The organism is Paraburkholderia sp. GAS82 (assembly GCF_050436285.1).
GTDB classification, from domain to species: Bacteria; Pseudomonadota; Gammaproteobacteria; order Burkholderiales; family Burkholderiaceae; genus Paraburkholderia; species Paraburkholderia phenazinium_B.
In genome coordinates this window covers 229,908-243,098 of sequence record NZ_JBNDLX010000001.1, presented here as the reverse complement: position 1 = coordinate 243,098, position 13,191 = coordinate 229,908, and the positions used below count along the sequence as shown (strand labels likewise).

Annotated in this window: 11 protein-coding genes; 4 read left to right on the top strand and 7 right to left on the bottom strand. The window is 63.0% G+C overall.

The annotated features are described in order from the left end of the window. Positions 1-91: 91 nt before the first annotated feature. Positions 92-523 (bottom strand): acyl-CoA thioesterase, encoded by a 432-nt coding sequence (locus tag P3T17_RS01165; RefSeq protein ID WP_429404183.1) that lies wholly within the window; start codon positions 521-523, stop codon positions 92-94. Between the two features lie 69 nt (positions 524-592). Beyond that, positions 593-1,369 (bottom strand): SDR family oxidoreductase, encoded by a 777-nt coding sequence (locus P3T17_RS01160; protein ID WP_074263959.1) that lies wholly within the window; start codon positions 1,367-1,369, stop codon positions 593-595. Between the two features lie 210 nt (positions 1,370-1,579). Here P3T17_RS01160 and P3T17_RS01155 point away from each other — a divergent pair, with 210 nt between their 5' ends. Continuing rightward, positions 1,580-3,253, top strand: a complete 1,674-nt coding sequence (locus P3T17_RS01155) for an electron transfer flavoprotein-ubiquinone oxidoreductase (protein ID WP_429404181.1) — start codon at positions 1,580-1,582, stop codon at positions 3,251-3,253. A 143-nt stretch (positions 3,254-3,396) separates the two neighbouring features. Here P3T17_RS01155 and P3T17_RS01150 read toward each other — a convergent pair whose 3' ends face one another. The 4 genes from P3T17_RS01150 to P3T17_RS01135 all read right to left on the bottom strand — a co-directional run bounded on the left by P3T17_RS01150 (position 3,397) and on the right by P3T17_RS01135 (position 8,772). Beyond that, on the bottom strand, positions 3,397-4,884 hold the full coding sequence (locus P3T17_RS01150) for a tetratricopeptide repeat protein (protein ID WP_429404179.1): 1,488 nt from the start codon (positions 4,882-4,884) through the stop codon (positions 3,397-3,399). Between the two features lie 42 nt (positions 4,885-4,926). After that, positions 4,927-6,027, bottom strand: coding sequence for a chorismate synthase (gene aroC / locus P3T17_RS01145; RefSeq protein ID WP_074263956.1), 1,101 nt, complete (start codon positions 6,025-6,027; stop codon positions 4,927-4,929). Between the two features lie 208 nt (positions 6,028-6,235). Beyond that, complete coding sequence (locus P3T17_RS01140; RefSeq protein ID WP_429404178.1) at positions 6,236-8,173, bottom strand: MFS transporter; 1,938 nt, start codon at positions 8,171-8,173, stop codon at positions 6,236-6,238. A 143-nt stretch (positions 8,174-8,316) separates the two neighbouring features. Then, entirely contained in the window at positions 8,317-8,772 is a 456-nt protein-coding gene (locus tag P3T17_RS01135) for a CBS domain-containing protein (protein WP_074263954.1), read from the bottom strand. 271 nt (positions 8,773-9,043) lie between these two features. Between P3T17_RS01135 and P3T17_RS01130 the strand changes: the two genes are divergently transcribed. The 3 genes from P3T17_RS01130 to P3T17_RS01120 all read left to right on the top strand — a co-directional run bounded on the left by P3T17_RS01130 (position 9,044) and on the right by P3T17_RS01120 (position 11,797). Then, complete coding sequence (locus tag P3T17_RS01130; RefSeq protein WP_429405462.1) at positions 9,044-10,411, top strand: O-acetylhomoserine aminocarboxypropyltransferase; 1,368 nt, start codon at positions 9,044-9,046, stop codon at positions 10,409-10,411. Further along, positions 10,408-11,241, top strand: coding sequence for an alpha/beta fold hydrolase (locus P3T17_RS01125; RefSeq protein ID WP_429404176.1), 834 nt, complete (start codon positions 10,408-10,410; stop codon positions 11,239-11,241). The genes P3T17_RS01130 and P3T17_RS01125 overlap by 4 nt, the downstream gene beginning before the upstream one ends. A gap of 235 nt (positions 11,242-11,476) precedes the next feature. Then, on the top strand, positions 11,477-11,797 hold the full coding sequence (locus P3T17_RS01120) for an Mpo1-like protein (protein ID WP_074263951.1): 321 nt from the start codon (positions 11,477-11,479) through the stop codon (positions 11,795-11,797). Positions 11,798-11,813: 16 nt separating this feature from the next. On the opposite strand, the gene P3T17_RS01115 is transcribed toward P3T17_RS01120, so the two are convergent. Beyond that, positions 11,814-13,130 carry a YihY family inner membrane protein gene (locus P3T17_RS01115; RefSeq protein ID WP_074263950.1) on the bottom strand — a complete coding sequence of 439 codons (1,317 nt, stop codon included), beginning with the start codon at positions 13,128-13,130 and terminating at the stop codon, positions 11,814-11,816. Positions 13,131-13,191 lie beyond the last annotated feature (61 nt).

Genomic DNA, 13,191 nt, shown 5'->3' with positions numbered 1-13,191 from the left:
GAGCTTGCAGCAGGTTCGCTACATGGAGCCGCTCTGCACGAAACCGGACGAATGCGCTAAAACGCGAACTCTGGCCGACAGCGGAGCCGCCTCAAACCGGCTTGACGAACACCGCGCTTTCGATAGTCGAGCGCAGCAGATCGGGAATCGGCGCCGACTTGCCCGCCGCGTAGTCGATCCACACGCAACGCGCGGCGCCCCGTGCATAGACGGTCGACGGGTCATCGGCGCGCCTCAGTTCGAAACCGGTGTCGAAACTGCTGCGGCCTGGTGTGCCGACCGACATCCGGCCAATCACGTCGCCAGGATAATGGAGCTGCTTGAGGAACTCCATCGATGCGTTGACGATCACCGGCCCCTGCCCTTCCTCATTGCCGCCGAGAATACCGAGTTGCTCGAACCAGGAAATCCGTACCTGCTCCATGTAACGGAAATAGACCGTGTTGTTCACATGGCCGAATGCGTCCATGTCGCCCCAGCGGATCGGCATGGACATTTCAAAAACGGGGTGATGTTCGCTCATCGTACTTCTTCTACAGGTTGAAACGGGGCGCGGTTCTTAGACACAACTGAGGCTCAAACCCACGCCCAATCAGGAAAGCCCAAAGCCATCGTCAGCGGAAATGATTGAGCCATTGATGAATTGCGATTCATCAGCGGCCAGCAAAAGCAGCAAGCCGTCGAGATCTTCAGGTTGACCGACACGGTGACGCGGCAGCATCGAAACCAGCTTCTGCCCCTGGTCGGTGGACCAGTGATGATGATTGATTTCGGTGTCGATATAGCCCGGGCAGATCGCGTTCACGTTGATGCCGTGTCGTCCCCATTCCTGCGCCATCGCCTTGGTCATATGAACGACCGCGGCCTTGCTCATCGAGTAGAGGCCAATCTGCGGCAACACACGCAGACCCGCCACCGAAGCGATATTGATGATCCGGTAAGACGGCTTCTGGCCGCCGTTGCCACGCATGATCATGCGCTTGGCGACTTCCTGGGCCACGAAGAACGCGCCGCGCGTGTTCGTGTCGAACACGTATTCGAAATCGGCGGGCGTGACTTCCGCTAGCTTCTGCGTGGTCGAGACGCCTGAGTTATTCACCAGAATATCGATGGTGCCCGCCTCCGTCTCCGCATGCGCCACGGCCGACTTGATACTCTGGTAATCGGTGACGTCGAGCGACACCACATGCGCAGCGCCGCCGGAGGCTTCGATTTCGGCGCGCAATTCTTTCAGGCGTTCGGTGCGGCGGCTGGCCAGCACGACCTTCGCGCCAGCCTGCGACAGCACCTGAGCGAAGCGTTTGCCCAGCCCGCTCGAGGCGCCCGTAATCAGCGCAACCTTGCCTTCCAGATTGATCGAACGGCCCATTGTGTTTACCTTGTTCGGTTGGGGTTACACGCGCGGCGAGGCCGCGGAACTTCGTGAATACCTGGGGCATACCCGGTGAAACGCCGGGCCGCTACCGTATCACATAAATAGAACGATCGTGCTAATCTTTATTCATTGGGTTGCGGCGCCGGAACCGTTCGCCCACAATACGATCCCGAAAAAAGCATTCTAACGGTAAGAGGAGCATCAATGACCCCCGCAAGTCTCATTGAGCAGTACGGCCCGCGCGAGTCGATGGAATACGACGTGGTGATTGTCGGCGGCGGCCCCGCTGGCCTGTCCGCAGCGATCCGTCTGAAGCAGCTGGCAGCGGAAAAAGGCGTCGAAATCGGCGTCTGCGTACTGGAAAAGGGCTCGGAGATCGGGGCGCACATCCTCTCCGGCGCGGTCATGGACCCTCGCGCGCTGAACGAACTGATCCCCGACTGGAAGGAAAAAGGCGCGCCTTTGGACGTTGAAGTGACCGAAGACCGCTTCCTGTTTCTCTCCGAAAGCGGTTCGAAGAGCGTGCCCAACTGGGCGCTGCCTGACAACTTCAAGAATCACGGCAACTACGTTATCAGCCTCGCGAACGTCACGCGGTGGCTCGGCCAGCAGGCCGAGGCGCTGGGTGTGGAGATTTTCCCGGGCTTTCCGGCGGCCGAAGTGCTGTACAACGAGGACGGCTCGGTCAAAGGTGTCGCCACCGGCAACCTGGGTATCGGCAAGGACGGCCAGCCGACCGAGAATTTCCAGCTCGGCATGGAACTGCACGCGAAGTACACGCTGTTCTGCGAAGGCGCGCGCGGCCATCTGGGGCGGCAGTTGCAGGATAAATTCAAACTGCGCGACGGCGCCGATCCGCAGGTCTACGGTATCGGCATCAAGGAACTGTGGGAAATCGATCCGGCCAAGCACAAGCCGGGTCTGGTGATCCACACGGCCGGCTGGCCGCTGGAGTCCGACACCTACGGTGGCTCGTTCCTCTATCACCTGGACAACAACCAGGTGATGGTCGGCTTCGTGGTGGGCCTCGGCTATACCAACCCGTACCTGTCGCCGTTCGAGGAATTCCAGCGCTACAAGACGCATCCGTCGATCCGCGCGTTCCTCGATGGCGGCAAGCGCGTCTCCTACGGTGCACGCGCGATCACTGCCGGCGGCCTGCTGTCGCTGCCGAAGCTGGTGTTTCCGGGTGGGGCCCTGGTGGGCGACGACGCAGGCTTCCTGAACGCTTCGCGCATCAAGGGTTCGCACGCCGCGATCAAGACCGGCATGCTGGCCGCCGATGCCGCGTTCGATGCCGTGCAGGCCGGCCGCACGAGCGATGAACTCACGGCGTATCCGGAGGCGTTCAAAACCTCCTGGCTGCACACGGAGTTGTACCGCGCACGCAACTTCAAACAGTGGATGAGCAAGGGCCTGTACCTGGGGACGCTGATGGTGGGCATCGAGCAGAAGCTGCTGAGCGGCAATGTGCCGTGGACTCTGCACCACCAGCATTGGGACCACGAGATGCTAAAACCGGCGTCGCAGTGCAAGCCGATCGTGTATCCGAAGCCGGATGGCAAGCTGACGTTCGACCGGCTGTCCTCGGTATTCATCTCGAACACCAATCACGAGGAGAACCAGCCGGCCCACCTGACGCTGAAAGATCCAAGCGTGCCGGTGAACGTGAACCTGAGCACGTATGCGGGGCCGGAATCGCGGTATTGCCCGGCCGCGGTGTATGAGTTCGTGAAGAACGACGATGGCAGCGAGCGTCTGGTGATCAATGCGCAGAACTGCGTGCACTGCAAAACCTGCGATATCAAGGACCCGACACAGAATATCGTGTGGGTCACGCCGGAAGGCGGTGGTGGGCCGAACTATCCGAATATGTGATGCGACGGGTAGCGCTGGGGTGTTAGCACATTAGCGCGGAGTCACAGGACGCAAAAGCGCCGCTCTCCATGACGGATGAGCGGCGCTTTTTTTCGTCTGCGGGGTTGGGGCTTGCTGAAACGCTGTAACGATGCCGCCCCGGTTCAATGCCCTGGCAACCCTACCAGCGCTTCCAGTCTCTCGCGCACGCTCGCCAGCACAGGTGCCCACGCACCGATCGACGGCTGACGAAACAGCTCGACCGAGTCATACCACGGCGTGCGTTGCGTCGTTTGATCGCCCCAAAACCACGCCGACACATGATCGATCATCAGACACGTCGGCACACCAAGCGCGCCGGCCAGATGAGCTGGACCGCTGTCGATGGTCACGACGAGGTCCAGATTGGCGAGCAGCGCCGCGACGTCATCGAAACCAGCCTCGAAATGCGGCGTGGGATCGACAATCTGGATGCCGTGCTCGCGCCATTGCCCGATCGTCGCAGAACGCCCTGGCGACAGCGCGAACCAGGTGATGCCTGGCACCATCAGGAGCGGCTCTAGCTGGTCGACTGGCACCGAGCGCCGCGCATCACGAATGTGCTGCGGATTGCCGTTCCACACCAGCCCGACTTTAGGCCCACCACTCACTGCCGTCTGCGCGACACGCTCGCGCCACAGCCCGGCGCGAGCCGAGTCGGCACTCAGATAGGGGCTTCCCCAGCCTGCCGAATTGAAGATGCCGAGCCGCAACGGCAAGCTCATCAGCCCACAGTGGAAATCCGGCTGGGTGATGAGGCTGGTTTCAAGCGCCACGTCAGAGGGCAACATGCGCTCGAACAGGTGCCGCAGCGGCCCGTCGTGGCCAAAGATCACCCGGCCGCCCTCGCGCCGTGCCCGCTCAGCGAGCAGCGGCAAAAAGCGCACGGCCCACAGGCAATCGCCGTTGCCTTGCTCGCCGTACACGATCAGCGTCTTGCCGGCCAACGACTCACCCTGCCAGTAGCTGCTGATCTCGGCGAGCGCACGATGTGCGTCGTTCAGGTCGTCGCCAAATGCGATGCGTGATTCGTAGTTTGCCCAGCCGTCGTCATAGCGGCCGGAGCGTATTTCCAGCTCCGACAGATCGAACGTCGCGTGCGCGTTGTTCGGCGACAGTTCGAGCACACGCCGCAACAGTGCCTCGGCTTCGGCAAAGCGAGCCTGTTCCTTGATGCACAACGCGAGCTTGTGCAGCGCGACCGGATTGCCCGGCACCACTCGCACGGCCTCGCGCAACAGACGCTCGGCTTCGTCGAAATCGTCGCGTTGCTGGATGGCGGCGGCGCGCCAGACGAGCGCGTTAGCATCTTCCGCGTTGCGCGCAAGCAGCAACGACGTCGCCGAGTCGACCAAAGGCCAGTCGCGCAGCATAAATCCGGTTTGAGCAATGGTGTGAAGCAGCGTCGGATCGCAAGCGGAATCGAGCTGATAGGCCTGCACCAGTGCGACAAGCGCTTCGCGCTGCTGGTCCCGGTTACGCCCCGCCGCTTGCAGCAGGGCTTGGCCGAACGCCAGCCAGTCCATGGCGCTCGCTTGCGGCGTGGTGACTCGCGCACGCAACCGCGACAGCGCGTCCGCGCCGTCGGCTGCACGGGGATTCGGGTCGATCATTGGGGAATTCCGACACAGACGATAAGTCGCGCGGAACGCGACTTACGGCGCGCTCGCCGCGATCTTCGGCGTAGTAACGACCACATCGCCGCACTGCGCGCGATGGCGCAGCGCATGGTCGATCAGCACCAGCGCCAGCATCGACTCGGCGATAGGCGTAGCACGAATGCCGACGCACGGATCATGACGCCCAAAGGTCTCGACGATGGCCGGTTGCCCGGCCTTGTCGATGGAGCGCCGCGGCGTACGGATACTCGAGGTCGGCTTGATGGCGATCGATACCGTGATGTCCTGCCCCGTCGAAATCCCGCCGAGCACGCCGCCCGCGTGATTGCCGACAAAGCCTTCCGGAGTCAGCTCGTCGCCATGCACCGAGCCGCGCTGGGCGACGCTGGCAAAGCCCGCACCGATCTCGACGCCCTTCACCGCATTGATGCCCATCATGGCATGCGCGATATCGGCGTCGAGGCGGTCGAACAGCGGCTCGCCGAGCCCGACCGGCACGCCCGAGGCAACCACGTTGATGCGCGCGCCGATCGAATCGCCATCCTTGCGCAGCGCGTCCATGTACTCTTCGAGCTGCGGCACCACCTCGGCGTTCGCCGCAAAGAACGGGTTTTCGCGCACGTGCGACCAGTCGACGAACGGCACTTCGATCTCACCAAGCGTCGCCATGTAGCCGCGAATCTCGGTGCCGAAGTGCTCGCGCAGCCACTTCTTGGCCACGGCGCCAGCCGCAACAGTAGGCGCCGTCAGACGCGCCGACGAACGGCCGCCGCCGCGATAGTCGCGAATGCCGAATTTCTGCCAGTAGGTGTAATCGGCATGGCCCGGACGGAACGTATCCGCGATGTTGCCGTAGTCCTTGCTGCGCTGGTCCGTGTTGCGAATCAGGAGCGCAATCGGCGCACCGGTGGTGACGCCTTCGAACACGCCCGACAGGATCTCGACCTTGTCCTCTTCCTTGCGCTGCGTGACGTGACGCGACGTGCCCGGCTTGCGACGGTCCAGTTCGACCTGGATATCTTCTTCGACCAACGTCATTCCCGGCGGGCAACCGTCGATCACACAGCCGATAGCGGGACCATGCGATTCGCCAAAGGTCGTGACAGTGAAAAGCGTACCAAGCGTATTGCCGGACATGAGCGTCGTCCAAAGAGATGCGGGGAAACCGCTATTATGCCAGCCTCGTCTAAGGCGAGGGCCGCTCCAGACGGGCGTTGGCCGAACGGACAAGTGACGGCGGCCCACGCAAGTCGCCGCCCGCCACGCGGGTCGGCGCGCGCTAGCGAGGCACAGCACAGCACAGCACAGCACAGCACAGCAACTCAGGGTAGCAGAGCGGCAGCCCCTACTTCCGCGCCCCGCGCAACTCCGTCACGATCTGCTGCAGCCCCTCCGGCGTCACCTGCGCCGGATCGAGCGGCTCGCCGACCGCCAGCGTCAGCCGGCTCATCACACCTTTTTGCACCGGTCGCGGCCAGCGCGTCTCGGCGCCACGTGAAAACACGCTGCCCCACAGCCCGCGCAGGGCCATCGGCACCACCGGCGCCGGCGTGCGACGGATGATCTCGGTCACGCCATGACGGAACGGGTTCAGATCACCGGTCCTGGTCAGCTTGCCTTCCGGGAAAATGCACACCAGGTCACCCTCAGCGAGTGCCCGCGCGCAGGCTTCATAGGCCCGCGTCAGCATTTCCGGGTCCTCGTGCGACGGCGCGATCGGAATAGCCTTCGCGTGACGGAAAACCCAGCCGGCAAACGGCGACCTGAAGATGTGATGATCCATCACGAAGCGGATCGGACGCGGGCTTTCGGCCATGATGACGATCGCGTCCACATAGCTCACGTGATTGCACACCAGCACCGCCGCGCCCTCCTCCGGAATGCGCTCGGCATGCACGAGCCGGATCCGGTAGAACGTATGCACCAGCACCCATGCGATAAAGCGCAGCAGGAATTCCGGCACCAGCGAGTAGATGTAGGTGGCCACCACGATGTTGAGCAGAGCAGTCACCAGAAAGAGACCCGGAATGCTGACGCCCGCGGTGGTCAAGGCCATCGCCATCAGCGCCGAGACAATCATGAACAGCGAGTTGAGAATATTGTTGGCCGCGATGATGCGCGCACGATGGCTCGGCTGGCTGCGGCTCTGGATCAGCGCATACAACGGCACGCTATAAAGGCCGCCGAAGACGGCGAGCAGGAACAGATCGGCAAGCACGCGCCAGTTGGCGGGCATCGTGAGGAATTCGCCGACGCTCAGCAAATGCGCGGCCGGCGGTAACGCGTGACTCGCAAAGAACAGATCAATGGCGAACACGCTCATACCGATCGAGCCGAGCGGCACCAGCCCGATTTCAATACGTCGCTTCGAGAGCCGTTCGCACATTAGCGAACCGAGCCCGATGCCAATGGAAAACGTGCCGAGCAGCACGGTGACGACATCGGGATTGGCCGACAGCACGTCCTTGGCAAAATTGAAAAACGACGACAGAAACGTCGCGCCGACAAACCACAGCCACGAAATACCCAGCAGGCTCAGAAACACCGTGCGGTTTTCGTGGGCGATCTTCAGATTGCGCCACGTTTCGCTGACCGGATTCCAGTTGATCTGCAGATCGGGCTGCGGCGCCGGCGTAGCGGGCACAAACATGGACACGACGCGCCCCACCAGCGCAATCCCGACGCAGGCGCAGGCCAGCACCACGGCGCCATGTTCGACGAAGCCCGCCGCTTCTCCGCCGATAATCGTGCCGATCAGGATCGCGACGAAGGTGCCCATTTCGACCATGCCGTTGCCGCCGACCAGTTCCGTTTTCGCCAGATGCTGGGGCAGGTACGAATACTTGACCGGGCCGAACACGGTGGAATGGACACCCATCAGAAACGTGCACAGATACAGCAGCGGCGCGCTATGCAGCCAGAAACCCGTGCCGCCGATCAGCATCACAGCGATCTCGAACGTCTTCACAAAGCGCGTCAGCATCGCCTTGTCGTATTTGTCCGCGATCTGGCCGGAGGTGGCCGAGAGCAGCACGAACGGAAGGATGAAGATCGCCGAGATCAGGAACGCCGCGGTCTTCGCATCGACCCCGGAAAAGCGCGCCGTCTGATACGTTACGAGCGACGTAAAGCCGATCTTGAACACGTTGTCGTTCATGGCGCCCAGGAACTGGGTCCAGAAAAACGGCGCAAAGCGTCGCTCGCTGAGCAGGCGGAACTGGGATTCGTGTGCGTCGCCAGTTCGGGTTGCGCGGCGGGCGGCGGGTATCGGACGATCGCTCATGTAGTTGGGAAATAGGAGAAAGGACCGCGCGGATGCAAAAAAGGCGCGCGCTTTCGCGCACGCCCCTGGACCTATACCTCAGGCTTGTGGCAACTTGATGGCCGCTGCGACCGGACCCGGCCAACACGGTCATCGCCGGGCATTTAGCCCGTCTGTTGCTCCCGCTCTTCCGGCCAGTCGCGGATATAGGCCTTGAGCATGCGGTTTTCGAAGCCCTGCTCCTCGACCACGGCCTTTGCCACGTCGTAGAACGAGATCACGCCCATCAGCGTGCGGCTCTCCATGACCGGCAAATAGCGCACATGGTGCTCAAGCATCATGCGGCGCACTTCGTTCACATCCGTTTCCGGCGTGCACGTGAGCGGATGGTCGTCCATGACCTTACGGATAGTCGCGGTGCCGACGCTGCCGTGATGTTTGCTGAGCGTCAGGATGATTTCCCGGAACGTCAGCATGCCGACCAGATCGCCATATTCCATGACTACCAGCGAGCCGATGTCGTGCTCGGCCATCGCATTGACTGCGTCGAGCAGCGGCGTATCCGGCGTGACGGTAAACAGGGTATTGCCCTTGACCTTGAGAATGTCGCTGACTCGCATGATTGTCTCCTTTGTCGACCGGGGTTAGCGCTTTGGCGCCTACTCGCGGTCCCATGCACGGGTGATTGCAGAATCTGGTGAAGCCGTTAATACATGACTGATTTCGATCCTAGCGGAAAGGCCTGTAAAAGGAAAGCGGGCCGCCCACCAAGGCGGGACGGGCGTGGCAGCGCCCCATACAGGGAAAATCGGACTTGAAGCCGTCAACCCCGATGATACGATGCCTCCACTTTGACCCTTCGCGGAGCTGCCCGTGGCTCCGCCGCCCAGGATGTCCGCCAACCGTTTCGATACGCTTGCGCTGCATGCCGGCGCAGCCCCCGATCCCACGACCGGTGCGCGCGCCACGCCGATCTACCAGACCACCTCGTTCTCGTTCCGCGACACCGACCACGCCGCCGCGCTGTTCAACATGGAACGCGCCGGCCACGTGTATTCGCGGATTTCGAACCCGACCGTGGCCGTCTTCGAAGAGCGCGTCGCCGCGCTGGAAAACGGCGCCGGCGCAATCGGCACGGCCAGCGGCCAGGCCGCGCTGCATCTGGCGATCGCCACGCTAATGGGCGCCGGCGCACACATCGTCGCGTCTGGCGCCCTGTATGGCGGCTCGCACAATCTGCTGAACTACACGCTGCGCCGCTTCGGCATCGAGACGACCTTCGTCAAACCCGGCGATCTGGACGGCTGGCGCGCCGCGCTGCGCCCGAACACCCGCCTGCTGTTCGGCGAAACGCTCGGCAATCCCGGGCTCGACGTGCTGGATATTGCCGCGGTCGCCGGGATCGCGCATGAGCACCGCGTACCGCTGCTGGTCGATTCGACCTTTACGACGCCGTACCTGCTCAAGCCCTTCGAGCATGGCGCGGATTTCGTCTACCACTCGGCGACCAAGTTCCTCGGCGGTCACGGCACCACCATCGGCGGTGTGCTGGTCGACGGCGGGACCTTCGACTTCGACGCGTCCGGACGCTTTCCCGAGTTCACCGAACCGTATGAGGGTTTCCACGGCATGGTGTTCGCCGAGGAAAGCACCGTTGCCCCCTTCCTGCTGCGCGCCCGCCGCGAAGGGCTACGTGACTTCGGCGCGTGTCTTCATCCGCAAGCCGCCTGGCAACTGCTGCAGGGGATCGAAACGCTGCCGCTGCGTATGGACCGGCACGTTTCGAACACCCGCAAAGTGGTCGAATTTCTCGCTGCCCACGCCGCGGTCGAATCCGTCGCGTATCCCGAACTGGACTCGCACCCGGATCACGCGCTCGCCATGCGCCTGCTGCCACGCGGCGCTGGCGCCGTGTTCAGCTTCAACCTGCGTGGCGACCGTGCCGCCGGACGGCGCTTCATCGAAGCGCTCTCGCTGTTCTCGCATCTGGCGAACGTCGGCGACGCCCGTTCGCTGGTGATCCATCCCGCCTCTACCACCCATTTCCGCATGGACGCCGCCGCACTCGCCGCGGCGGGCATCGCCGAGGGCACCATTCGCCTCTCGATCGGCCTCGAAGATCCGGACGATCTGATCGACGACCTCAAGCGCGCGCTCAAGGCCGCGCAGAAGCCCGCCAGCGGCAGCACCGCCAAACCGGAGAACAGTCCCCAAGGCTCCGGCAATCCCAGCGGCGGCGCACCCAGGGAGTCCGCATGATCCTCGAGGTCCAGAACAAGGCGGCCTACGCCTACACCGGCGGCAAACCGTTCGACGCCACCCTGCCTTGCGCGGTGTTCATCCATGGCGCCGAGCACGACCACAGCGTGTGGGCGTTGCAAACCCGTTACTTCGCGCATCACGGCTTCAGTGTGCTGGCCGTCGACCTGCCGGGCCATCATCGCAGCGCTGGCCCCGCGCTCACCGATATCGCCTCCATGGCCGACTGGCTCGCCGCGCTGCTGGACGCAGCCGGCGTGGCACGCGCTTGCGCGATTGGCCACAGCATGGGCTCGCTCGTCGCACTCGAGTTTGCCGTGCGCTATCCGGAACGTGCGAGCGGTCTCGCGCTGGTCGCCACTGCCGTGCCGATGGCCGTCTCCGACGCCCTGCTCGACGCCGCGCTCAACCGCGAGCCGGAGGCGATCGGCATGGTCAATCAATGGTCGCATTCGACGCTGGCCGCGAAACCATCCTGCCCCGGCCCGGGCTTCTGGCTGCACGGCATGAACCAGCGTCTGATGGAGCGGCTATCGGCCAAAGGCGAACCCGGTTTGTTCCACACCGACTTCACGGCCTGCAATGCCTACGCCGCTGGCCTTGCACGCGCAGCCCAGGTGCGCTGCCCGGTACAGCTGATCGTGGGACGGCGCGACGCCATGACGCCGCCGCGCGCCACGAAAGCGCTCGCTCAGGCTTTTGCAGAAGCCGGTGCAACGGTCGCCACGGTGATGCTCGATGCCGGCCACGCGCTGATGACCGAGCAACCTGACGCAACGCTGGACGCGCTGTTCAGTTTTGCGTCGGGCCTCGACAGTCAATCCGCATAAAGCTATGCAGTTCCGCTCAACCGCCTCTGTAAGCTCGACAATAGCGCCGCCCGGCGGCGCGCACCATCGGCCGAATGGCCAGGTTGCGCGCATCCTCCGATAGCCGCACAATGATTCAGGCCCATCCGGTTTCAGGCGCACAAACGGTGCACTTGTCGCTGGCCGGGTTCGCCATGCCGCATAAACGGACATGGCGGGGGATGGACCACAAGAGAGCAGCGAAACGGAGGCCAAGATGTCTCAAACCGCTCATACCGAACGCTTCGCGAATTTCGCGGAGTTTTATCCGTTTTACCTCGAGGAGCATCGCAACGTTGTTTCGCGGCGCCTGCACTTTGTCGGCTCGCTGGGCGTGATCGGCTGTCTGGCCATGGCGCTAGCCACCGGCGATTGGCTGTGGTTGCCGGCTGCGCTCGTCAGTGGCTATGGGTGTGCATGGATCGGGCATTTTTTCTTCGAGAAGAACCGCCCGGCCACATTCCGGCACCCCGTCTACAGCCTGATGGGCGACTGGGTGATGTTCAAGGATATCTGCGTCGGGAAGATTTCCCTTTAGCGCAAAGGCATGCCGTTCACGCCGTCTGATGGGGCATTGACGAATTCCGTCCCTCGGCTTCGGCCGCTGCCCGCACGGCACGCGCCGAGGCCCGCAGGGCGAGCAGTGACGCGAGCGAAACACTCAGCTTGTCGTTCTCCAGCGCCGCCAGCAACGTCGCGCCGTCCACCCGCGTGGACTCCAGATTGAGCTGATATTCGAGTTCCGCGCGATCGATCACGAACAGGTCGAAGAGCCGTTCCACTGTCACCTGGGCGGGATTGGCCAGCAGCAGGAAACGCGGGCGCGAGCCGTCTTCCTGCAGACGCGCGATCCACTCGATCTCCTCGAGCGTATCAATCAAATGGGTGGTCGTATCCATATCCCGGCGCAGCATGCGCGCGAGATCCTGCAACGTGTACCCAGGCTTGCCCGCTTCGCGCGCCTCGGAAAGCCGCGCGAGCATCTCGAGCGCATCGAACAGATTGCTGCCCGCGAAACGCGGCCGGTGAAACTGCCCTATGCGGATCGCCGGTAGCGCCGACGCCACCATCGCCCCCGCCAGCGTGATGAACCAGCTCAGGTACATCCACAGCAGGAACATCGGCACCGCCGCAAACGCGCCATACACCGCCGTATAGGTCGGAATGCGCCGGATGTAATAGCCAAAGCCGCGTTTCGCCAGTTCGAATGCGATGGCCGCGCCCAGGCCGCCTACCACTGCATCGCGCCACTCCACCCGGCAATTCGGCAGATACACGTAGAGCATGGTGAAAGCAAGCACCGTAAGCGGTAGCGCTGCTCCGGTCAGCGCCCAATCGATCAGCGGCGTGATGTGCTGCGCGGCGCTGAACGCCATCGAGCGTGTGAACAGATATGAAGAAATCGACAGGCTCACGCCAATCAGGATCGGCCCCAGCGTGATGACGGCCCAGTAGACCAGTACCCGCTGCGCGAACGGTCGCGGTTTGCGCACCCGCCAGATCACGTTGAAGGCGGATTCGACGGTCATCATCGTCATCACCGAAGTGACGAACAGCACGATCATGCCCATCGTCGTCAGGCCCTTGGCCTTGGCCGCGAATTCGTTCAGATATCTGAAAATCTGGTCGTTGATCTGCGACGGCATCAGATGGTCGGCCAGAAAGCCCTGCAACGACATCTGGAACGAACCGAAGATCGGGAACGCGGTGAACAAGGCGAACGCCACCGTCGCAAGCGGCACGAGCGAGAGCATGGTGGTGAACGTCAGACTGCCGGCCACCTGGGGAATGCGATCTTCGCTGCTGCGCTTCGCGGCGAATTGCGCGAGACGTTTAAGCGTATCGAGGTCGAAACGCACCCTGGACAACAAACCCTGCCTCCTTGCTTCATGAACCGTGTAGGGCTCGCGCCAGTTGCCCGCGAGCCGCCTG

Bases quoted from the DNA above. Each gene is read 5' to 3' on its own strand.
- P3T17_RS01165 (WP_429404183.1), bottom strand. From the start codon at position 523: ATGAGCGAACATCACCCCGTTTTTGAAATGTCCATGCCGATCCGCTGG.
- P3T17_RS01160 (WP_074263959.1), bottom strand. From the start codon at position 1,369: ATGGGCCGTTCGATCAATCTGGAAGGCAAGGTTGCGCTGATTACGGGC.
- P3T17_RS01155 (WP_429404181.1), top strand. From the start codon at position 1,580: ATGACCCCCGCAAGTCTCATTGAGCAGTACGGCCCGCGCGAGTCGATG.
- P3T17_RS01150 (WP_429404179.1), bottom strand. From the start codon at position 4,884: ATGATCGACCCGAATCCCCGTGCAGCCGACGGCGCGGACGCGCTGTCG.
- aroC (WP_074263956.1), bottom strand. From the start codon at position 6,027: ATGTCCGGCAATACGCTTGGTACGCTTTTCACTGTCACGACCTTTGGC.
- P3T17_RS01140 (WP_429404178.1), bottom strand. From the start codon at position 8,173: ATGAGCGATCGTCCGATACCCGCCGCCCGCCGCGCAACCCGAACTGGC.
- P3T17_RS01135 (WP_074263954.1), bottom strand. From the start codon at position 8,772: ATGCGAGTCAGCGACATTCTCAAGGTCAAGGGCAATACCCTGTTTACC.
- P3T17_RS01130 (WP_429405462.1), top strand. From the start codon at position 9,044: ATGTCCGCCAACCGTTTCGATACGCTTGCGCTGCATGCCGGCGCAGCC.
- P3T17_RS01125 (WP_429404176.1), top strand. From the start codon at position 10,408: ATGATCCTCGAGGTCCAGAACAAGGCGGCCTACGCCTACACCGGCGGC.
- P3T17_RS01120 (WP_074263951.1), top strand. From the start codon at position 11,477: ATGTCTCAAACCGCTCATACCGAACGCTTCGCGAATTTCGCGGAGTTT.